This window comes from Larkinella rosea, from assembly GCF_003858635.1.
Classification (GTDB): domain Bacteria; phylum Bacteroidota; class Bacteroidia; order Cytophagales; family Spirosomataceae; genus Larkinella; species Larkinella rosea.
Genome location: NZ_RQJO01000015.1, coordinates 213,450 through 235,711, shown reverse-complemented (window position 1 = coordinate 235,711; position 22,262 = coordinate 213,450). Strand labels below are relative to the sequence as shown.

Genomic DNA, 22,262 nt, shown 5'->3' with positions numbered 1-22,262 from the left:
CTTGGTTATGCCTGATAGGCATACACTTTCAATTTATCTTTCAGCTCTTTGCGAGCAATGTGGATGCGGTTTTTAACGGTTCCAATGGGAATGTCCAGCCGGGCAGCAATTTCGTGGTATTTGAAACCCCGGAAGTGCATCATGAACGGCGTCCGGTAGGTGTCTTCCAGTGCATTGACGGCCCGATTGATATCGTCTTGTGCGAACGACGAATAAGCGGTATTGTCAGTGCTGCTGTCCATTGAATTGATGTAGTGCAAATTGTCCGTCGTATCGATGAACGTGTTTTTGCGCACCATCCGTTGGTAATTGGTAATGAACGTATTTTTCATGATGGTATACAACCAGGCTTTCAGGTTGGTACCATCGGTATATTTATCGCGGTTTGTAAACGCTTTCAATAAAGTGTCCTGCAATAAGTCATTTGCATCTTCAACATCTTTCGTCAAACGGAGAGCAAATGGCTTCAGCGACTTTGAAACTTTGCCGATGTTGTAGGTAAATTCAAGTGCTGTCATGATCTATAAGTCGTTAAGTCGTTTTTGTTGAACCTTGTCTGCCTAACAGATAGTCAACAATGTAACCAAACCCGCAAATCAATTTTACAAACCGGCAAAATCAAGATTTATCTAACTGAAATTCAATAACTTATAAATATTCAACCGAGCGAGCGGGACAAGTGTGCCAAACGGTGTCAAAGAACAAGTTGTGGAAAAAATACCACAGGGTGTGGAATCGTGCACCACACTTTGTTTAATCTTTTCCAAATTTAGTTAAACAAAATACACAAACAAGCTTTTCACGCACTTTCTATGAAGCGAAATTACTGACCGATCACACAATTAAATGGACAGATTTTGCAACTACGTTGCAAAAAATTTTATTTTTGCAATCGATTATATTTTGGTAATTACCTGAAAGTGAATACGAATAACCATATCCGTTTTGTTTATTTACATACCTTACTGCTGGTGTGCATTTTATGCCCCACTTTCGCGCAGGAGTCGTGTGACTGTTTTATTAAAGGCGTTGTGTTAGACAAAGAGAGTCGTCAGCCAATTCCCGGCGCGGCTGTTATTATAAAAGAATTGCAGAAAGGAGCCGTTACGGACGTCGACGGCCATTACCGAATCGATCAGTTGTGTCAGGGACAATATACGCTGATTAGTCGGATACTGGGGTATCGCGAAATTTCCCAGTCGGTGACGCTGGTACACACTTCGGAACAAAACGTGCTGCTAACCGAAGACGATATTCACCTGAAAGATGTGAACGTAACGGCGCAACGAGCGCAAGCCCTGAGCAGCCAGACGGTTTCACAACTGGAAGGAAAAACCCTCGATCAAACCCGCGGCCAATCGCTCGGCGACGCCCTGCGGACCATCACGGGCGTCACCACGCTACAAACCGGCTCATCGATTGCCAAACCGGTGATCCACGGCATGCACAGCAACCGCGTCCTGATTCTGAACAACGGCATCCGGCAGGAAGGCCAGCAGTGGGGCTCGGAACACGCGCCGGAAATCGATCCGTTTGTGGCAAACCGAATGACCGTCATCAAAGGCGCTGCGGGCGTTCGCTTTGGCTCGGATGCCATCGGCGGGGTGATTCTGGTGGAACCTGCTCCCCTACCCACCACCAAAACCGTACATGGCGAACTGAATCTGGTCGGGTTTACCAATGGTCGTCAGGGCGTGGCTTCGCTGCAAACCGAAGGCGGTTTTGGCAAAGGCTTCGGCTGGCGGGTGCAGGGAACGATCAAGCGGGGCGGAAATGTGCGCACGCCGAATTATTACCTCGACAATACCGGTATTTCCGAACAGAATTTCTCGGCGGCAATGGGCTACCGGGCCGCGCGGTTTCGGTCCGAAATCTATTACAGCCGTTTTAACAGCCAGATCGGCATCTTTTCCGGCTCGCACATCGGGAGTTTAACGGACTTGCAGGCGGTTTTGGAAAACGGCGAGCCCTTTGTCAAATCCGGTTTTTCGTATACCATCGGACGGCCCTATCAGCAAATCTCGCACGATTTATTGAAGTGGAAAACCGACTGGAAACCGGTTGCTGGCGGTGACCTGAGCCTGACGCTGGCCCGGCAGTTCGACGACCGGATGGAATATGACCTGCACCGACCCAAAAATGATTCGCTGGCGGCTCTGAACCGTCCCGAACTCCGGTTTCGGCTGACGACGTATACCGGCGATCTCGTTTTTGAACACAAACCCATTGCCGATAAACTGACCGGAAGCCTGGGCATCAGCGGTTTTTACCAATACAATATTATGAATGGCCGCCCATTGATTCCGAATTTCCGGACCTACAACGCCGGTATTTTCTGGATTGAAAAACTGAAGCAAAACCGCTGGGAATATGAAGCCGGGTTGCGCTACGATTACCGCCACATGCAGGTGTTCCGGTACGAAAACAAAGTGCTGCAAAAACCGCTTTACGTCTTTCAGAATTTTTCGGGAACCCTGGGAGCGACGTTTTCCGTGTCCGATCAGTGGTCGATGCGTTTCAATGCCGGAACGTCCTGGCGGGCGCCCAACGTGAGTGAATTGTTCAGCGACGGTGTTCACCACGGCGCGGCGGCTTACGAGCTTGGTGACTCAAATCTTCGGCCCGAAGTGGCTTATAACCTGAATCTTAGCACGAATTATTCCGGCAAGCGCGTCCAGACCGAAGTCGGTTTTTTCTACAATACAATTCAGAATTACATTTATCTGAAACCGCAGGCCGAACCGATCCTGACCATCCGGGGCGCTTTTCCGTCGTTTAAATACACCCAAACCGACGCGCTGTATGCGGGTATGGATGCGGGCATTCAGGCGGAATTGTTCCCGAAACTGAGCGGAACGTCCAAGCTGTCGCTGCTGTATGTTCAGGATACGCGGCTCAATCAGCCCATCGTGATGACGCCCCCCAACCGTTGGGAAAACGGGTTGCGGTATGATTTCGGCAAGGTGGGCAAATGGCGGGACGCTTACGCGGGCGTTGGCAATCTGTGGGTCGCGCGGCAAAACCGGGTGCCGGCCGGGCCGCGTTCGGCCAACAGCGATTTTCTGCCCCCTCCGCCCGCCTATTCACTCTGGAACCTGACCGCCGGTTTTGCAGTGCCGGTTGCCAAAAACCACCAGATCGACGTCGGGCTTACCGTCAATAACCTGTTCAATACGGTTTACCGCGACTACCTGAACCGTTTCCGGTATTACGCCGATGATCCGGGCCGGAACGTTTCGGTGCGGCTGAAATGGAAATTTTAGGGCGTAAATGAAAGGCTGATTTCAGGAGAACAAAAAACCGCGCCCATTTCCACAGGCACGGTTTTTTTGTTGACTTATTTTAAAACTACGAAGCAGTTTCTGTCTCCACCGCTTCCGTGGCATATTCTTCCACCGGCAAACACGCACAGACCAGATTCCGGTCACCGTAGGCGTTATCAATCCGGCTGACGCTCGGCCAGAATTTACGGGCTTTCACATACGGCAGCGGAAAAGCGGCTTTTTCGCGGCTGTAGGGGCGATCCCACTGGTCGGCGATGAACACACTAACGGTGTGTGGCGCATTTTTCAGAACATTGTTGGCTTTATCGGCCTGGCCTTCTTCTACTTCCCGAATTTCGGCCCGGATGCTGATCAGGGCGTCGCAAAACCGGTCGAGTTCGTCTTTCGATTCCGATTCCGTCGGCTCGATCATCATCGTTCCCGGCACCGGAAACGAAACCGTCGGGGCGTGAAAACCGTAGTCCATCAACCGCTTGGCAATGTCTTCCACTTCCACGCCAGCGGCTTTGAACGGTCGGCAATCAACGATCATTTCGTGGGCGCAACGGCCATTTTTTCCGGTGTATAAAATCGGATAATGTTCTTCCAGCTTCGCTTTCAGGTAATTGGCGTTCAGAATAGCGGTTTTGGTTGCATTGGTTAAACCGTCCCCCCCCATCATGGCAATGTACGCATACGAAATGGTCAGGATGCTCGCCGATCCGTAGGGAGCCGCCGAAACCGCGTGAATTGCCTGTTTGCCACCGGTTTCGACCACCGCATGACCCGGCAAAAACGGAATCAGGTGTTCAACGACACCAATCGGCCCCATGCCCGGCCCACCACCGCCGTGCGGAATACAGAACGTTTTGTGCAGGTTCAGGTGACAAACGTCGGCTCCGATGGTCGCCGGGCTGGTCAGACCGACCTGCGCGTTCATGTTGGCACCGTCCATGTACACCTGTCCACCGTGTTCGTGAATGATCTCGCAAATCTCCTTGATGGTTTCCTCAAAAACGCCGTGCGTCGATGGATACGTCACCATCAGACACGAGAGGTCGTTGCTGTATTGCTCGGCTTTCGCCCGCAGATCGGCGACGTCAATGTTGCCGCGTTCGTCGCATTTCACGATCACGACTTTCATTCCGGCCATGACGGCGCTGGCCGGATTGGTGCCGTGGGCCGACGACGGAATCAGCGACACATTCCGGTGGCCGTCGTTGCGGCTTTCGTGATACGCCCGGATCACCATTAAACCGGCGTATTCGCCCTGCGCGCCGGAGTTCGGTTGCAGCGAAATGCCCGCAAAACCGGTGATTTCACCCAGCCACTTGCTCAGGTCTTCGACCAGTTTATGATACCCCTGCACCTGATCTTTCGGCGCAAACGGGTGCAAATTGCCAAATTCCGGCCAGGTTACCGGAATCATTTCGGCGGTTGCATTTAGTTTCATCGTGCAACTACCGAGCGAAATCATCGAATGGACCAGCGAGAGGTCTTTTTCCTCCAGCGACTTCAAATACCGCAGCATTTGGTGCTCGGTGTGGTGCGTATTGAAAACCGGGTGGGTTAAATACGCCGATTGACGGATTAGTCGTTCCGGCCAGGTAATAGACAGTGTTTCGGCAGCCGCATCCAGATCGCCGGAAACCCCGAAAACATCTAATAGCTGCCTTACATCATCGATCGTTTTGGCTTCATCGAAGGAAACGCTCACCCGCTCATCGTCCAGATACCGCAGGTTGACACCCGCCGTCCGCGCCGATTTCCGCAGCGATTCCACGTCATCGGCTTCAATCGTAACCGTGTCGAAATAGTTGTGCGTCTGGATTTTATAGCCATTCCAGCGTAACAAAGTGGCAAATAATTTGGTCAGGCCATGCACTCGCTCAGCAATCGACCGCAACCGTTGCGGACCGTGATAAACCGCATAACTGCCCGCCATAACGGCCAACAGCACCTGCGCCGTGCAAATATTGGAAGTCGCTTTTTCCCGGCGAATGTGTTGCTCGCGGGTTTGCAGGGCCATCCGCAAGGCCGGATTTCCCTGCGCGTCCACCGAAACGCCGATGATCCGGCCCGGAATCTGCCGTTTGAAGGCTTCTTTGGTCGCGAAAAAAGCCGCGTGCGGACCACCGTAGCCCATCGGAACACCAAATCGCTGGGAAGAACCAACGACCACATCCGCTCCCATTTCGCCGGGCGAAGTCAGTAGCGTCAGGCTCAGCAAATCGGCGGCCACCGCTACAAAAATGTTCTGTTCGTGAGCGGCCGCAATCAGATCGGTGTAGTCGAACACCTCGCCATCGGAAGCCGGATACTGCACCAGCATCCCGAATAAATCGTCGCCGGTGATAGTTACCTGCTGGTGATCGCCTACCCGAACCTGGATTCCCAGGGGCGTAGCACGGGTTTTGATCACATCAATTGTCTGCGGATGGCATCGTTCCGACACGAAAAAAGTCATGGCGTTTTTCCTGGCCGCCGGACGCTGGGCAAACAGCACGTGCATGGCTTCGGCCGCAGCCGTGGCTTCGTCGAGCAGCGATGCATTGGCAATTTCCATACCGGTGAGGTCGATCACTACCGTCTGAAAATTCAGCAGGGCTTCCAGACGGCCCTGCGCGATTTCTGCCTGATAAGGCGTATAGGCAGTATACCAGGCCGGATTTTCCAGTATATTGCGCAAAATGACGTTCGGCGTGATGGTGTCGTAATAACCCGTGCCGATGTAGGATTTATTGATTTTATTGAGCTGAGCGAGTTTTTTGAAATCGGCCAGAAACTGGTGTTCCGATTTGGCAACTGGCAGATCGAGCGGTTTTTCAAGCCGGATAAGTTCCGGAACCGTTTGGTTGATGAGTTCATCCAACGACGCAACGCCGATGGTTTTCAGAATGGCATTCGTTTGGGAAACGTCGGCACCGTTGTGACGGTCTTCGAAACGTTCCTGATAGCTGAGATTGAGCTTCATTGATGAAAGTCGGTGCAATATGGGCAGAAGTAAATACAAATTTACACAATTCGACGGGGAATTATATTCTCTTGCCGGAATGACTTTTCTCAACTTCATTCATTCAGAATTAATTGACAATTCCTGATGTACCGAATAAAGTAAACGACCAGCCATTTTGGGCACGCCAATTGCACTATGCTTGTACCAGCACATATCATTGATCGAATCCGCTGACAAAATTCTTCCCTATCGTACCGTATGAAAAGGTATACCGAACACACGCACTTTTCGATTTCAATGTCAACGGATGAACGGTTCAAACAGACCCTGAGAAATTTATTCCGGCAGCACCGTATTTCGTATATTATTGAAAGTGGTACGTTTATCGGCACCGGTTCAACCCGGACCATTGCCCAGGCCATTCCGAAAAACCGCCCGCCCGAATCATACTTCACAGTAGAAGCGAATCTGGCTTTTCATACGCTCTCCCGCTTCAACCTGATGCGGTGGAATTTCATCAAACCGCTCTGGGGCAATACCATCGCCCGGCAGGATGCCGTCCGGTTTATTCAACAGGATGAAGCCCTGCACCACCACGAACGGTACCCTGATGTGTATATCGATACAACCGACAATCCCGTGCAGTTTTATACCGATGAAGTAGAAGGTCGTTTGGGCAACAATTTGATTATAAACCTGGTAGCCTGGTTCGGCAATACGTTTCTGACCCGCCGTGAAAATCTGTTGAAAGAACTGTTGCAGCAATACGGTCACGAAAAACCGCTTGTGATCCTGGATTCGGCGGGCGGAATGGGCTGGCTCGAATACCAAACCGTGCGCGACACCTTGCGGGGAAAACCGTACTGGCTTATTCTGGACGATATTCATCACCTCAAGCACTTCCGTTCGTTCGAAGATGTTAAAACCCGCGCCGATTTCCGGATCATCGACTCCAGCCTGCAACACGGCTGGCTTGTGGCTGAACACCTCGCCTGAATTCAGGACCGGTTCGGTTTTCGGATGTAACTGTCGATCAACGCAATCACCCGTTCTGCCGACACATCTGTGATGGAAAGCGGAGATTCAGGATTGAAATCCGGAGCAATGTCGGCAAACTGACCCCGGCGTTGTTCGAGGTACTCAGGATAAACGTGCCGGATGTGAGCGGCCAGTTCAGGGGCATACGGGTGCCAGCGCACCAGAGTTTTTCCCTGTGAAATGACCAGTGTCGGGGTACCCGTCGAAGCGGCAATGTGGACTATGCCGGTTTCGTTTGCAATCAGCAAAGACGCCTGCCTTACCACATAAATCAGTTCGGCCAGCGAGAGCTTCCCCGTCAGATCCAGCAAGTGGGGCGGGTTTGCTAAAACAGCCCGCAATGCCTCAGCATACGGTTTTTCGTTCGGAGCCCCGGTCAGTACCAGGATATGATCGGGATATTGCTGCAGGAGATGGCGCGCTGTCTGAGCAAATTGTGCCGTTGGCCAGATTCGAAAGTCCTGTCCGGCACCTAACGACAGAATGATGTACTGATCCGGAACGCTGACGGGAGAAATCCGCTTGCTATCCAGTGTTGGCGGAAGCGCCGGAACCGGTTCGCCCAGGAAGCCTTCCATGATGCGCCGGTTCCGTTCCATTTCGAATACGATGCCCGAACCTGAATCAATTAATCGGGTATATAACCGGTCGCCCAGCCAGCTTTCCCAGCGCTTCAGGTTAACGTAATCGGTTGCGCAACCAATTCGGGTGGCCGCGCCGGTTGCCCGGACGAGGAAATCGTCCAACACCAGAACACGGCTGTAGGTCGGGCAAAACGCCGTCGAGAAACGCCGTCGTCGCAGGTCCTGCACAAACCGGAAACGATAAACCGGCTGGGTTGAGAGTTTGTAAATATCCACCCAGATGAATTCATCGACGACATCGTGGTCGAACACTTCGGCAATGGGTTGGATGGCGGTGCTGGCGCAAAGCGTAATATGGTCATTTCGATACCGAGCGGAGGATCGCACCAACCGGAGGTAGTTGCGAAATAACAGGTAATCGCCCAGCACATCGACCCGAATGATGAGCAACCGGTTGGGGAGGTTTGCGGGTCGGCCACTGGTCCAGACGGCCAGCCGGTCAACGGCCCACAAAAACAGGTTGATCCCGGCCAGCAGGGGCGCTAGCCAGGGCGATGTTTTCAATAATCGAATAATAGTTTTTAAATTCATTTCATTATTTATACGGCACTCCCTTTTCTCGTTGATGGCCAGCAAAATTCGCATTATTATTGCTCATTAGACAGCATACCGGATTCGATCACAAAATCTTTACCGCTTTTTCTGTATGGCGAAACAAAAACCCAAACTGCGGGCCGATACGGCCAAACACCGGCCTGTTCTCCCCACCCCAACGGTTCTCCAGAAAGTTGAAAAAGCGGCTCCTGCTCCAGCGGCTCCCGAACCCGAAAATAAGGCTATTACGATCGGGAAGGCGGCTTTAGGTGCGGGTCTGCTTCTGATACCGGTTTTTATTTATTACCGAACCGTCTACAACAACGCCGTCAATGTTCCTTTTGAGGACGATTTCGATAGTGCACTTAAATTTCTGTCTTCCTATTTATTCAAGACGAATTCATTGGTCGACCGGGTAAAGCTCATTTTCTCGCAGCACAACGAACACCGGATCGTTTTTGACCGGCTGGTTTTCCTGCTGGATTATTACCTGACCGGTTTCCTGAACTTCCGGCATCTGATTCTGGTCGGCAATCTGTCGCTGGTTTTTCTGGCGTATCTGCTATTCCGTTCGTCCTTTCCCGGGATGCGGCTCGCTGATAAACTGTTGTATTTCGTACCGGTGGCTTTCGGGCTTTTTCAGCTCCATTTCTGGGAGCTGACCGTCTGGGGCATGGCTTCGCTGCAGAATTTATACGTCGTCGTCTTTGCACTGCTTGGTTTTTACGCCCTGAGTCAGACGCCCAAAAAAGCAAACTGGTTTGTCGTGGCCTGCGTGGCGGGCGTGGCAGCCGCTTTCACGAGTGGCAACGGCATGTTCACATTCCTGGTCGGTATTCCGGTTTTGTTAGTCCTGAAGCAGTACAAAAAGCTCGCCATCTGGACAAGCCTGACCGTTGTAACCTTTGCCCTTTACTTCTGGGGTTACGCCAAACCCGGCCACCATCCCGACATTTACGATTCGCTGGTGAACAATACGTCACGCGCTTTCGACTACTTTTTTACGCTCAGCGGCTCCGTCTTTTCGGCCAGGCCTGAACATCCGGCCCGCGCCGGAAAATTCTTCCTGGTTTTGTTTCTGGGCTTATTCGGCTGGCAGTTTTTCCGGAAAACCGCAACCCGCAACCCTACCATTCCGGCTCTGTTGTTATTTACGTACGTTACCTGTCTGTCGCTGATGGCAACGCGCTCGGGCTTTGGGGTCGTGCAGGCGTTTAGTCCCCGTTACGGCATTTTGTCGGTCGTGCTCTTTATCGGTCTGTACGTGATGAGTCTGGAAGCGGTGACGCAGCGGTACATCCGGCCCCTTGTGGGAGCGGTTTTTCTGTTCCTTTCCGTGTATCTGTTCCGAAATTCGCAGCAACAGGGTCTTTTAAAGGTGGAAGACCGCACCCGGCTTCTGCAATTGACCAGTGCTTTTTACAATGATAATAAAGACAACCTGATTCTCTACTGGTCCGATGCCAAACAGGCAAAGGTCATTTTTGAAGATGCGCTGAAGAAAAAAATATATCAGCTTCCACCCATCACGTTCGACCAGATCCGAAGCCTGCCCCAAACCACCGATGCCCAAAATCTGGCGGCCACGAATGATATCGTGAGCGAGGCCAAGCCCTACGCAACGCACGATTACCTCGTATTCTTCCAGTCGTGGGCGGTTTTGAACGGTACGCCATCCGAAAGGGTAACGACGCAGGTCATTGCACAATCTGGTGCGCAAAGTTATGCGTTTGAAACCGCTAAACACGTGCGGTACGATGTGGTCAATCAGCTCCAGTCGCTGCAATTTCTGGGAGCCGGTTTTTCCTGCGTCATCAAAAAAACGGATCTCAAACCGGGGCATTACACGTTGTGGCTGCACCTGACCAACGGCCGGACGCAAAGCTATCAACCGCTAAATCTCACCTTCGACGTGTAAAGGCGTTTTTGGCCCGGTTCCCTGCTGCGGGTTAAATGACGGTCGGAGCAGCCGGAAGAGTGGTTGGGTAAGCACATTTAAAAAACGCCCTAACGAAGGCCCCGCCAACTGCTCGAACGGCAGCGAGAGCAGCGAATCGTTCAGGATCGTTTGGTCCGGAAGCTGCCGGTTCTGCTGAATAGTCCGGCGGTTTTTAAGCCAGGAGGAGCGGTTTTTCCAAAGCCAGAAATAGCCCTGGAAACGCGCCCGAAAATAGGACCAGCCCCGCAGTGAATAAGCCCAGGTCATTGCTTCGGTTATCAGCAGGGCCGGAAGAAGCTGGAGCAGTGTTTTTCGGGAAAAGATTTTGAGAAACGTCAGCAAGCGGTTTCGTTCCAGATGGTAAAACTTGAGCGGATTCATGCCCAGTTTGTAATGATGGACGATACAGGCGCGGGCGTCGCACAGCAGCGAATAACCCGCCAGCCGGGCCCGGAGCGACAGGTCCGTATCTTCAAAATACATGAAATATGTTTCGTCAAATCCGCCTAATCGTTTGAGCGCCAGCGTGGGTGCCAGAAAAGCCGCCCCCGAAAGCAGCGGAACGGTTTCGAGATTCGTGTAGACATCCGACGGTTCATTGAGCCCACGGCAGGTCGTGATGCCGGTGTAATGCATGACGTTGCCACAGGCATTGACCGTACCATCCGAATGGAGCAGTTTCGGGGTAATGAACGCGTCTGGAAAGTCATAGGCGGTTTTTCGCAAGCGCTCCAGGCAATCGGGCAGCAATTCCGTATCCGGGTTCAGAAAGAGCGTCCAACGCCCGGATGCGTGTTTCAAACCGAGATTATTTCCCCCGGCATACCCGGAATTCGTTGTATTCTGGTAGTAAATAACCGCTGGCTCTGCGGTTTTGATCCAGTCCCGAACGCCATCATTGCCGTGGTTATCGACCACAATAATTTCGTACGAAAAACCGGTTTTCTGGGCGAGTAACGTGGGCAGGCACCGCTGGAGATCGGACAGGCTGTTGTACGAAACAAGAATAATACTGAGTTCCGGCACCAAAGCAGGCTGGGCATTGGAAGGGGCAGAAACCGTCATTTTTCGGCGGCCGGCGTTTCCATTTCGGCGGCCGATACGGTTTCATGCTGCCGGAGTTTTTCCACTTCTTTCCGAAGAAACGCCAGTTCGTGCGTTAAATCCTTGATGGACTCCTGCATCCGGGAATTGACGATGGAAAGGTGGACGAGAAACAGCGTAATGGCAAAAATAGCCGCCAAAAAAATCAGCGAAGGCGGGTAATAGACGCCCAGCAGCAGCGCAATCTGTTCCAATCCCCGGCGCCAGATCGAAAACACAATCAGGATGATGGTACAGATAATCCAGAGGATGGCATATTCTTCGCGCAACCGGCCTTTGATAATCAGCCGGGCGATCACAAACATGAATACCAGCGCACCGGCGATGCTCAGTATCTGAATCCTAATAGGCAGGGTTTCCATGTCGGTACGGATTATTGCGCAAACGAATATAAGCAAAAAGCGTACTGAGTGTCACTTTCCACATGTAATAGATGGATTTGGTAAAGGTAATGGACGACACGCCCCCCTGCCGGTCACGCATGGTAACGGGAACTTCCTGAATCCGGAGTTTATGCAGGCCAAATTGCACAATCGACTCTGGCTCAGGGTATTCGTCGGGATAATAATCGTTGACAATCCCGATGGTTTGCCGGTTGAATGCCCGAAAACCCGATGTACTATCAAAAATTGTTTGTCCGACCAATAACCGATTCAGCCAACGAAAGTAATTGATGCCCATTCGTCGCAAGGCGGTCGACTGAAAACCGGTATTGTCCAGAAACCGGGATCCGATCACGACGTCGGCCCGGCCCGCCCGAATGGGTTCCAGAATTTTCACCAGTTCGTCGGCCGGGTGCTGGCCGTCGCCGTCGATCTGAACGGCAATGTCGTACTGATGGCGGAACGCATATTTATACCCGGCGTGCATGGCCCCGCCAATTCCGAGATTGACCGGCAAATTCAGGTGGATACACGCCAGTTCCCGGATGACCTGCAGCGAATTATCCGTCGAACAGTCATTGACGACCAGCACATCGAGTTCTAAATCAACTAATTGTCTGATCTGATTGATTTCATTGACGACCGACGCAATGGCCGATTGTTCATTGTAACACGGTACGATGACCAGAATTCGTTCAGTCGGCATGGCTCAATCGTTGATTCGGTAAATCTGTAGGGAACCTAGGGTCGTTACGGGCTTCATACACCGGATTTCGGCGGCCTGTGGCTGCCGGTCGAAAACGATGTACTTGACGTTGAGCTGTTTAAATTTAGGAGAACAGGGGTCCATCAAAACCTGATAACCGTCCTCGAACGTATTCTGGATGATGACGGTGTCCCGGCCGTCGATGTAGCTATTGTATACGGTATGGGCATATCGGTTATAAGCCGAATCCCGTTTCATCTGCGGATCGAGCACTTTCAGAATCTTCCGGGGTGGAATGTATTTGACGCCACTTAACAGATCGACGCCAGTGGCCGTCACCAGATACGATACGTACTGACTGCCGTAAACCACCCATTTCGCCTGCGGCTCGCGCTGGTGAATATCCTGCACGGCGCGGTACAGCGCGTGTTGCGTAATGGGTGCCAGCCCTTTCGATACCGGATTCAGCTTGAAATTCGGCAGTAGAAAAACCACCATCGCTCCGCAGAAAATCAGATTGCGATACGGTGGTTGCCAGGTTACGAGCAGCAACGTTCCCAGCCCGGTAAAGAACAATACCGGCAGAAAGAGCTGATGCCACTTGAAAAAACCGTCCGAATCGTTGATGTTCAATTGGGCGGCAAAAATCATGAAAGCCAGCACACCAGCAATGCTCAGGGCCGTATACAACGAGCGCGTTCGAACCGTGTGCGTTCCCAGGTAGTGAAGGTAAAGGACGGTCAGCAAAACGTTGGCAATACCGAACGGAATCTGGGTGCGCCGGGTGGGACTCATGCTGAATAACGTGGCTTTGGCCAGCCATTCCGGAAAACCAACTTCGATCCACAAATAGCCGACGATCACGAACAAGCCCAAGAGCAACAACGCCCAGTCGATTTTTCGGGTAATGACAAAAGCTGCGATCATACCGGGAATGATAATCGGAGCGAAGGTAATGTAATGCGACAATTCGCAGTGATTGAGCCAGTTTTTCGGAAATTTGGTATCCTGAACCGCCCAGGAAAAATACTCCGAAAACCAGTTGGCGATAAAACCGGTTCCGCCCAGTTCACTCCGTCTCCCCGGATAAACGGTATTCATAATGGCGTCGAGCGTCGGCTTTACATCCTGGTAATAGAGGTAAAACGAACTTCCCAAAACCGCCAGGGCCAATACGCCACCAACCAGCTTAACGGGCCATTGGTTCAGTAACCGTTTCGGGTCATATTGATTGATGATATACCCCAAAAGCAAAGCCACCAGCACGTAGCCCATCGGAACCTCGTAGGGCGGATACAAAATCAGCGCGTAATACATCAGCAACCACGCCAGAGCGATGGCGGCTACGATAATTCTCAGGCGGTTTTGGCTGAACAACAGGTAAACCGCTGCCACAAAAATCAGGCTGGCACCGGCAATCATACTGGCAGGTATATACGTCCAGGATTGCGTACCGGACGAAAGCAGTAGCCAGAAACTACCGAAAACGGATAACCAGAAATTATTGCGGGTCAGTAGCAGTAACATGAGCGTAACGCCAATAACCGCCAGACAGATCCGAATATTCCAGACCCAGGCATAAGCTGATTCGGTATTGACCAGAAAGAACCCCCAGAGTTCCGGGCGGAACAGGGCGCTGAAATGGCGGGTAGGAACGGTTAAAATCGGGGCCTTTTCGCCCCCAATCGTCTCGTTTTCAACCGGAAAATCCCGGTTCACCTGGGATAAGATCCAGGGTGTTCCGACGGCGTAATCGTCCATGCGGATGGTTCGGGGCGTTCCGGAAATGAGGCCGCGTTTGGCATCGCTGCCATCGGGCAAAAGCTGGTTCCAGACCGAAAGGGAAATCGGGTGAATTTTGGCGAGGGTAAACAGCACAAACAAGCCAATGCAAACGCCCAGAAACCATTTCAGACGGGAATCAACCCGAATCAATTCGAAGCCGCCGACCGCCGGTTTGATGTCTGCCACCGGCGCATCCGGTTTTTTTCCGGCCAACTGAACCGGCCTGCTGGTTTCACTAACTGGAACATCGCCCGTTTTGGGCTTTAAGGAAATGGGTGTAGGCTTTTTTTTATTCGACTTTGACATGTTTGGTTAACCAAGTTGGCTTTGGGCAGAGTCAGGAATGTATCCGGCAAGGTACTTTTCAAAGGTAGCAGGACGCAGGATTCGGGTCAAATTATGTGCCATAAATTATCGATGTTTGCCTAACTTACAGCCGATTCGAAAAAACCGAATGAAGAAACAACTCCGAAATCTCCTTCCGCTTGGATTGGCGCTGGCCCTGTTAACGTATGCTCTGAAGGATATTTCGTTCGTCGATATCGGGCGGCAATTCCGGCAGGCGCGCTACGGCTGGATCATGCTGGTGGGTTTCGTAACGGTTCTGTATTATCTGGTGCGCGGAAAACGCTGGCAACAGCCTCTGCTCGCACTCGGGTATTTTCCAACGGCTTTTCGGGCGACGGTTGCCACCCTCGCGGGCGTGATTGCCAGCCTGATCGTACCAGGTTCGGGCGAATTGACCCGTTGCGCAACCTTACAGCGCACCGATCGGGTTCCGTTCGCGCAGGGTGTGGGTTCGGTGGTAGCCGAGCGGATCATCGATCTGTTCATGCTGGGCGCTGTTCTGCTGTTCACTTTTTTGCTTGAATTAAGCCGGATGCAATCGTATGTATCCGGTTTGTCGTTCCGAATTCCCGACCAAACCGGATGGGCGGTTCTCCTCGGCGGCCTGGTCATTTTAGTCCTGTTGGGATGGGCGGTTTTGCATTTGTTACGAAAATCGACCGTTCGGGAACATGCATTTGCACAAAAAATTGCTAACAGTGTTAAGGGGCTCTGGAAGGGTTTCAGTGCCATTAGCCAGCTACCCAATCCATTGTTGTTTGTACTTCTAACAGTGTTAAACCAGTTTTTCGCGTGGCTAAGTACCTACTGGTTGCTGATGGCGCTGGACAGTACACGTGCGCTGCCCCCCACGGCCGCCCTGACCATTCTGGCCGCCAGTTCCCTCGGTGGGCTGGCCGTTCCGACGCAGGGCGGCATCGGTACGTACCATTTTTTGGTGAGTCGGGTGCTGGTGCTGTATGGCTTTTCGCCCACCGAAGGAGCCGCCGTTGCGACCTTTCTGCATGCCGTTGGGTTCGGAATTAACTTAATTCTGAGCAGCCTGAGTTTTTTAATCGTGCCGTTTATTCTGGCCGAAAACCGGATGCGGCAATCTTAGCCGAATGAGCGGTTTTGCGGGCGTTATCGCTCCGAGGTTTTCAGAATTAATGAACGATCACCCTCGCTTTCCGGAACGAAGACAAACCGCCGGTATGATCTTCGTGCAGGTGTGAAATAATAACCGTCTTGATGGAGTCCGGCGAAATCCCATAATTAATCCGAATGAATACTGCAGGAAGTAATGACGAGCGGAAGACTAAGGAAGGCTGCCAGAACAGCTAAAGTGGTTTTCGGAAGAGTTGCATAGCGTCTTTTGTTTAGTAGACGATGCAAAGATCTCGGACCCAGTACGGTTTTTACTGGACAAATGGCTAAAAATCAGCGAATGGTGCTGCGGATGCGGCTGAGGTGACGGGGCGTAACCCCCAGAATAGAGGCCAGGTATTGCAGCGGAATCTGTTGTAAAAGATGGGGCTCTTTTTTGAGCATTTTCTCGTAACGTTGCTCGGCAGTCAGGGCAATCAGATCGTGGCGGCTGGCATCAATGCCGCAAATCGAATGCTCTAATAAATGGATGTAGAAATCCTTGAATTTCGGCATTTCGTTGACCAGCCTTTTCAGATTGGTTTTGCTGATCATGCTCATGCTTCCGTCCGTTAACGCCCGGACATTTTCGAGCGCCGGGGATTCACTGACAAAACTTAATACCGACGCAAAAAACGTATTTTCGATGGAAATATAAGTCGTTATTTCTTCGCCATCTTTCAGTACATAATACTGAAACATACCACTTTCAACAAACCCGATGTGCCGGCTCGTTTTGCCTTCTTCAACAACAAGATCGTTTTTTTTGAATACATGAAGTTTAAAAGCACCCAGAATAGTTACTAAATCGTCTCCCGAAAAACCCATTCTTTCAAAGTTCTTTTTCAGCTTTTCCATGAAACGGTTTTCTATTTCCTGCGCTTAGGCGGTTTTGTCTGACCGGTTAAATCGCCTGGCGTATACCGGTTATTTTTCTTTTTAGACGCTTTAGCGTGTTTATTAAAATCCAGTGACAGATTAATCCAATAGTCAAAATCCGCCTGGTTTTTCAAACCCGTATCATCCACCAAAACGTAGCCAATCATGGGCCGATTCGTAAAATCCATCGTTCGGGCACCGGTTTTTTCAACCAGCGTTTCGTGCAGAGCGGGATCGATCCGACACATGAGTTCGTCCTTGATGATTCCGACGCACATCTTGTCGTTATACATGATGACCAAACCGCCCATCATTTCTTTTTCTTCCACATTCGGCAACTCCGCAAACCGCTCCCGAATCCGGTTTGCTAACTTTTCATTGTAGGCCATAATTGGAATAACGTCGTAAAACCGTCGATAAAACAATAGCCAAAGCAAGTGCATAAACTTACTTGAAAAGCCTGAATGTAGTACCGGTTTTTACCTGATTACAGCAGATAAAAATCGATACCCGTTGTCTTTTGCTTTTGGCAGCAACCCAAAGGCCAGGAAACCCGTCGCCAGAACGGGGCCGGTAATCCACCGCGCTTTTCGGGGATTCTGCAACAGATCCGGGCGAATTTGCTGGGCCACCAGCAGCCGGGCCCCCGGAATAAAACCGTGATCAGCAACGCAGGGCCGGTTGATTAGTATTTAAGGACAATCAGGAAGGGCCGGATCGCTTCCAAACGACCCGGTTTTGAACATTCAAAAATAGAGATGGTAGTAAAACGAAGTGGGTAGTAATAGAGATGGTAATGACAGGCTGGTTGTGCACTTTTTACAATTTCCCGACAGATCGCCAGAGGGCCAGTTCCTCACCGAATCGGTTGTTGATGACCTCACAGTGCGCATCGATTCGCATCGTTGGGCGCTCTTTCAGGGTATAGGCGGGCCACTTCGGAACGTCTTTTGCCGCCGGTTTGCCGGTTCGGGCGAAGGTCGTCCACAATTCGGCAAAGTGCCGGGACGCCGTAAACCGTTCGGGTCGGTTGCCGCCGAAGAAACTTTCCCTGGGTTCAGAACCGTCGCGGGGCGGAATTTCATTGTTGAATTTAAACGAAATATCCATCGCGTGGGGCGTTCCCATTGCATAGTCCGTGCCGGGAATTTTCTTCTCGGACTTATAGCCAAAGTTATAGAGATAGACCGGTGCCCCGCCCTGTTTCACTTTTTTCTCAGCAATATCGACCGACCCCAGGCCCATTAGGGTAATGGACGAAACCGCTACGTAAATAGCCGGCGCCGTGGCATTGGGGTTGGCCTTTCGGTACGTATCCACGATTTTCGTGGCATCGGCCCCGTACTGCGGTTCCAGCTTTTTGGGCAGGCTCTCGAAATCCAGTTTGGCAAATTCGGTGTCTTTGCGCTCCCAGGCAAAGAAGGTATATTCATCCTCGTTCCAGCCCACCAACAGCGGTTTGTTGCGGGAAATTGCCGGGGCGGTTGGATCAAAGGGATGATGCGGTAACACCACTCCATCGACCACGGGGCCAAAACCGCCATAATTTCGACGCATCATACCCTGGTTGCGGTTTTTCTCCTGGAAAGGTGGAACAAAGGGCAGCTTGCCCTGCATGGCGAGTAAATCAGCCGCTGGCACGTCCAGGAGTTTCCGCCAGTCTTTGGGCGCAATATTGAGCTCTTTCAGCAGCATAGCGGTCGTTTCGGCCGCGACGTCTTTAGGCGTCATCCGCACCCCCGGACCACTTTCGATGGAGGCTTTATTGAAATACGGTGCCGCTTCCGGCATGGCATACAGGCAGGATGTTTTGGCTCCCCCGCCCGATTCTCCCCAGATCATCACATTGGTGGGATCACCCCCGAACCGGGCAATGTTGTCATGCACCCATTTCAGGCCCGCCGTGATGTCGAGCATTCCCATATTGCCCGACCCGGCGTAGTCAGGTCCAGCGAGCTCATCCAGATACAGAAAGCCGAGCAACCCCAGCCGGTGGTTGGTTTCAACGACGACAACATCGAAGTTACGGGCCAGATTGGAGCCATCCTGACTGGCCGACGCGCCCGAGCCGATCACAAAACCGCCCCCGTGGCTGTAGAACATAACCGGACGTTTGCGATTGTCATTGGCCGGGGTCCAGACGTTCAGAAAGAGACAATCTTCCGAGGGAGCGGGTTCATTCCGACGGGGTGGCTGAATCGCGGGCGGACCCACCTGCAAGGCATCCCGGACACCCGTCCAGGGATCGAGCGGGGCGGGCCGGCGAAACCGCCGATCACCGGAAGTCCGTCCGGCGTACGGAATTCCTTTGAACAGGTTGACGCCGTCTTTCCGAACTCCCCGAATACGGCCATAGGCGGTTTCCGTCTCAATGAATTCATCCGATCGACTTGCTGAATAAGCAGCGTGAGAAACAGAAATGGCTGCGGTGGCCAGCGATAATTGGGCTAGAAATTCTCGTCTCCCGATTGGGGTCATCTTGCTATGGACTACCGGTTTTAAAGCCCTGCGTTAAAATCTCACACAAAAAGACAGAAAAATAGCTGAATTGTCTAATCATACTTTCTTACCTTGTAATAAGTTTTCCTTATCAAGCCTGGTAATTAATTCAGGGCCGGTTCATATTGCATATGGAATTACGCCAGTTAAAATATTTTGTGGGCGTGGCAGAAGCCCTGCATTTTGGTAGAGCCGCCAAAACCCTTTTTGTATCTCAACCAGCTCTTAGCCAACAGATTAAGTTATTAGAAGGCGAATTGGGCGTCGAGCTGTTTGAAACCGGCCAGCGAAACCGCCACCACAAAGTGGCGCTAACCGAAGCCGGGAATTTCTTTCTGGCCGAAGCCAAACGAATTTTGCAGCTCAGCGAAAATGCCGTCCGAAACGTGCGGCAAGCCGGAGCGAACCAACTGACCGTTACTCTGGGTGTGTTCAAATTGATTCTTCCGGAACGGATCATGGGGATGTTTGAGCTTTTTACAGCCCATTTTCCCAGCATCGATATCCGATTGGTGGAGCTACCCAACCCGGTTTTCGTGCAGGATTCCGTGGCAAACGATCAGGTTGATCTGGGCATGACGGTGCTTCCGCTGGAGCGGAAAGGCTTGATTGCCACGCCCTATGCCGAAGCGGATTACGCCATTCTGCTGGATAAAAAACATTCGCTGGCGAACCAACCAGCCGTCCGGCTTTCGCAGTTGCAAACCGAGCGGTGGATCGACCACGGACCGGACGCGGGGCTTTATTTTGGGCAGTTGGAGGAAGCCTGTCGGCAAGCGGGCTTTAATCGCCAGAACAACATTGTGCATTATGTCCCTTCGTTCGATCTCCTGAAAAGTATGGTCCGCCTGGGGAAAGGAATTGCCTTTATTCCAGCCTCGCTGGATTTGCGCCAGGAGTCTGATTTGCTGGCGATGCCCCTCATCAATGCCGATGGCAGTGCGTTTAAACAGGTCGTCATTCAGCACGTCCTCATCCATAAAGCAGAACACGCTAAACCGCTGGTTCAGGCGTTAAGCGGTTTATGGCATCGGAGGTGAAATCAGCCTATGGTCCAAAACGGTTTCAATACGGTTTCAATACGAAAGATAACGCGAACTATGAATTCTTTCGATTGATTATCAGCTAATGAAGTGCCAGCGGCACAACATGTTTGTAGCCAAAAGGCGACCCGATTCCTTCCGCGTGCCTTTAGGTACGTAACAGGTGCAGGAGATTACGTACCTAAGTGCGCATTGCCAAAATTGAAATCGCAGCCGACTATCTGGACAATTACAAGGCGATCCTGAAAGAAGAAGCGGCTGCGTCGGTAACACTGGAGCCCGGGGTCATCGCCATTTTTCCGATGTATCAAAAAGAAAACCCAACCCAAATCAGGCTGGTCGAAATTTACGCCAGCCAGGCGGCTTATCAGTCGCATTTGAAATCACCGCATTTTCAGCATTACAAAACGGCAACTCTGAAAATGGTCAAGTCATTAAAGCTGGTTGAAATGGCGAGCCTGGACCCCGAAACGATGTCGGATTTATTTAAGAAAATGAAATGAGCATTTTTAATTCTTCCGTTGAAGGCGGAAAAAATGATTAAGGTCGCCCGCGCTGAAACGTAATTTCCGTCACCAAACCAATCGCGCTGATTCGCAACGCTACCGAGCGGCTTTCGGTTTTTACTTTGGGGTCCTGGCAATGAGCGCCGGGTTCGAGGAAATAAATGTAGAATTTCTGATTGCGGTCGTCCAGTTGTTCGCTGTCCGGACGACCGAGTATTTTGGCGACCTCATTCGCCGATTGACCCTTTAACTCCTGCCGAACCGACTTGAAATCATCGATCTGCGCCGTTCTGATGCCCTGACAACCACCCCGGTCGCCCCGCCATTTGACCAGATCCAGCTTTCCAATCCGATCCGGCGGAGGGGAGCAGCTTGAGGCAATGAACAATGAATAATGAACAATGAATAATGAAAGGAAAAACCGGCGGCTCCATCCTAACGCACGTGCTACGACCTGTTCAATGTGCATTATTAATTCGGGGCCGCCCGGCGGTTCATTGTTCATTATACAAAGTTTGCAGCAACACCTGCCCGACAGCTTTGAGTGTGCTGCGGTCGATGTTGTCCATGTCGTCGTGGGCCGTATGCCAGTCTTTGAAGAAGCTGCCGGATTCGACTTTCAGGTGAATAATGTCGATCATCGGAATTTTAGCGACTTTATTGACCGGCAAATGGTCGTCGGTGATGGCCGGACCCGATTGCCCCGTATCGACAAAATACTGATTATAGCCCATGCTGCTGGCGGTTTCCCAGACACGATTGGTGACGGTTGGGGCGTATTGCATCGAATTGCCTTCTTTCAGAAATGTCGCTCCTTTGGCACCGACCATGTCCAGCAAAATACCGTAATAAGCCGCATAACCCGGTTTGTGTTTGTTAGCCGCCCAGTATTGCGACCCCAGGCAAAAACCGCCGTATTCGTCTTTGGCCAGTTCGGAATTCCCCCAATCTTCGGCATCGAAGAAAATCAGATCGATACCAACTTCGGGCTTAACCCCGGATTTCTGGATCGTGCGGGCCATTTCGAGCAAAATGCCAACCCCGCTGGCACCATCGTTGGCTCCCAAAACCGGTTTGGTTTTCGTCACACTATCCTGATCGGAAAACGGGCGCGAATCCCAGTGCGAAGCCAGCACGATGCGCTTGGCGGCCTGCGGATTGATGCTGCCGATAATGTTTCGGGCGTTCAGTTTCAGGTTATCGTAGGTGGTCGCCGTGAAGTTTTGCACGGTCACTTCGCAACCGAATGCCTTCAGCGACGCGATCAGGTAGTCGCCACAACGGCGGTGCGCGTCGGTATTGGGTACGCGCGGGCCAAATGCGACTTGTTTTTCAACGTACGAATAAGCCGAATCGGCGTTAAAAGCCGGGGCCGTAACCGTTTTAACTTCGGTGGCCTGACTTTCCTGCTGATCCTTTTTTTTGCTCTTACAGGCACTGACGGTGATCACCGCAGCCAGCCAAAAGAGAATGATGGTCCTGTTTAGGCGCATATTCTACCGATAATTTG

General features: G+C 51.7%; 19 protein-coding genes. 6 read left to right on the top strand and 13 right to left on the bottom strand.

Annotation, left to right across the window (positions count from 1 at the left end; all coding sequences use genetic code 11):
- Positions 1 to 5: 5 nt before the first annotated feature.
- Positions 6 to 518, bottom strand: coding sequence for an RNA polymerase sigma factor (locus EHT25_RS27405; RefSeq protein WP_124878557.1), 513 nt, complete (start codon positions 516 to 518; stop codon positions 6 to 8).
- A gap of 513 nt (positions 519 to 1,031) precedes the next feature.
- Here EHT25_RS27405 and EHT25_RS27400 point away from each other — a divergent pair.
- Positions 1,032 to 3,263, top strand: a complete 2,232-nt coding sequence (locus tag EHT25_RS27400) for a TonB-dependent receptor (protein ID WP_229311815.1) — start codon at positions 1,032 to 1,034, stop codon at positions 3,261 to 3,263.
- 85 nt (positions 3,264 to 3,348) lie between these two features.
- Here EHT25_RS27400 and gcvP read toward each other — a convergent pair whose 3' ends face one another.
- Positions 3,349 to 6,237: an aminomethyl-transferring glycine dehydrogenase gene (gene gcvP, locus EHT25_RS27395; protein ID WP_124878556.1), complete on the bottom strand. Its 2,889-nt coding sequence runs from the start codon at positions 6,235 to 6,237 to the stop codon at positions 3,349 to 3,351.
- Positions 6,238 to 6,477: 240 nt separating this feature from the next.
- On the opposite strand from gcvP, the gene EHT25_RS27390 reads away from it, so the two are divergent.
- Positions 6,478 to 7,215: a hypothetical protein gene (locus tag EHT25_RS27390; RefSeq protein ID WP_124878555.1), complete on the top strand. Its 738-nt coding sequence runs from the start codon at positions 6,478 to 6,480 to the stop codon at positions 7,213 to 7,215.
- Positions 7,216 to 7,217: 2 nt separating this feature from the next.
- On the opposite strand, the gene EHT25_RS27385 is transcribed toward EHT25_RS27390, so the two are convergent.
- Complete coding sequence (locus EHT25_RS27385) at positions 7,218 to 8,432, bottom strand: glycosyltransferase family 9 protein (RefSeq protein WP_124878554.1); 1,215 nt, start codon at positions 8,430 to 8,432, stop codon at positions 7,218 to 7,220.
- Between the two features lie 115 nt (positions 8,433 to 8,547).
- On the opposite strand from EHT25_RS27385, the gene EHT25_RS27380 reads away from it, so the two are divergent.
- Positions 8,548 to 10,353, top strand: a complete 1,806-nt coding sequence (locus tag EHT25_RS27380) for a hypothetical protein (RefSeq protein WP_124878553.1) — start codon at positions 8,548 to 8,550, stop codon at positions 10,351 to 10,353.
- Here EHT25_RS27380 and EHT25_RS27375 read toward each other — a convergent pair.
- Genes EHT25_RS27375 through EHT25_RS27360 form a run of 4 tightly spaced genes read right to left on the bottom strand, consistent with a single transcriptional unit; the run spans position 10,330 to position 14,658 of the window.
- A complete protein-coding gene (locus tag EHT25_RS27375; protein WP_229311814.1) occupies positions 10,330 to 11,439 on the bottom strand; it encodes a glycosyltransferase family 2 protein in 1,110 nt (369 codons plus the stop codon). The genes EHT25_RS27380 and EHT25_RS27375 overlap by 24 nt on opposite strands.
- Positions 11,436 to 11,840: a DUF2304 domain-containing protein gene (locus EHT25_RS27370; RefSeq protein WP_124878552.1), complete on the bottom strand. Its 405-nt coding sequence runs from the start codon at positions 11,838 to 11,840 to the stop codon at positions 11,436 to 11,438. The genes EHT25_RS27375 and EHT25_RS27370 overlap by 4 nt, the downstream gene beginning before the upstream one ends.
- Positions 11,821 to 12,567, bottom strand: a complete 747-nt coding sequence (locus EHT25_RS27365) for a glycosyltransferase family 2 protein (protein WP_124878551.1) — start codon at positions 12,565 to 12,567, stop codon at positions 11,821 to 11,823. Before EHT25_RS27365 ends, EHT25_RS27370 begins: the two co-directional genes overlap by 20 nt.
- Positions 12,568 to 12,570: 3 nt before the next feature.
- Entirely contained in the window at positions 12,571 to 14,658 is a 2,088-nt protein-coding gene (locus EHT25_RS27360) for a DUF7657 domain-containing protein (protein WP_229311813.1), read from the bottom strand.
- 148 nt (positions 14,659 to 14,806) lie between these two features.
- Between EHT25_RS27360 and EHT25_RS27355 the strand changes: the two genes are divergently transcribed.
- Complete coding sequence (locus tag EHT25_RS27355; RefSeq protein WP_124878550.1) at positions 14,807 to 15,799, top strand: lysylphosphatidylglycerol synthase transmembrane domain-containing protein; 993 nt, start codon at positions 14,807 to 14,809, stop codon at positions 15,797 to 15,799.
- 46 nt (positions 15,800 to 15,845) lie between these two features.
- Here the strand turns inward: EHT25_RS27355 and EHT25_RS33530 are convergent, their stop codons facing one another.
- From EHT25_RS33530 to EHT25_RS27335, 4 genes are all read right to left on the bottom strand, one after another.
- Positions 15,846 to 15,947, bottom strand: a complete 102-nt coding sequence (locus EHT25_RS33530; protein WP_374756175.1) for an MBL fold metallo-hydrolase — start codon at positions 15,945 to 15,947, stop codon at positions 15,846 to 15,848.
- A gap of 172 nt (positions 15,948 to 16,119) precedes the next feature.
- A complete protein-coding gene (locus tag EHT25_RS27345; protein ID WP_124878549.1) occupies positions 16,120 to 16,683 on the bottom strand; it encodes a Crp/Fnr family transcriptional regulator in 564 nt (187 codons plus the stop codon).
- Between the two features lie 11 nt (positions 16,684 to 16,694).
- Complete coding sequence (locus EHT25_RS27340) at positions 16,695 to 17,093, bottom strand: TfoX/Sxy family protein (RefSeq protein ID WP_124878548.1); 399 nt, start codon at positions 17,091 to 17,093, stop codon at positions 16,695 to 16,697.
- 430 nt (positions 17,094 to 17,523) lie between these two features.
- On the bottom strand, positions 17,524 to 19,182 hold the full coding sequence (locus tag EHT25_RS27335) for a carboxylesterase/lipase family protein (protein ID WP_124878547.1): 1,659 nt from the start codon (positions 19,180 to 19,182) through the stop codon (positions 17,524 to 17,526).
- 152 nt (positions 19,183 to 19,334) lie between these two features.
- On the opposite strand from EHT25_RS27335, the gene EHT25_RS27330 reads away from it, so the two are divergent.
- Positions 19,335 to 20,243, top strand: a complete 909-nt coding sequence (locus EHT25_RS27330) for a LysR family transcriptional regulator (protein WP_124878546.1) — start codon at positions 19,335 to 19,337, stop codon at positions 20,241 to 20,243.
- A gap of 188 nt (positions 20,244 to 20,431) precedes the next feature.
- A complete protein-coding gene (locus EHT25_RS27325; protein WP_124878545.1) occupies positions 20,432 to 20,749 on the top strand; it encodes a putative quinol monooxygenase in 318 nt (105 codons plus the stop codon).
- Between the two features lie 37 nt (positions 20,750 to 20,786).
- Here EHT25_RS27325 and EHT25_RS27320 read toward each other — a convergent pair whose 3' ends face one another.
- Together EHT25_RS27320 and EHT25_RS27315 are read right to left on the bottom strand one after the other, a co-directional pair.
- On the bottom strand, positions 20,787 to 21,257 hold the full coding sequence (locus tag EHT25_RS27320) for a hypothetical protein (RefSeq protein ID WP_310588783.1): 471 nt from the start codon (positions 21,255 to 21,257) through the stop codon (positions 20,787 to 20,789).
- Positions 21,247 to 22,245, bottom strand: a complete 999-nt coding sequence (locus tag EHT25_RS27315) for a M28 family peptidase (protein ID WP_124878544.1) — start codon at positions 22,243 to 22,245, stop codon at positions 21,247 to 21,249. Before EHT25_RS27315 ends, EHT25_RS27320 begins: the two co-directional genes overlap by 11 nt.
- Positions 22,246 to 22,262: the final 17 nt, after the last annotated feature.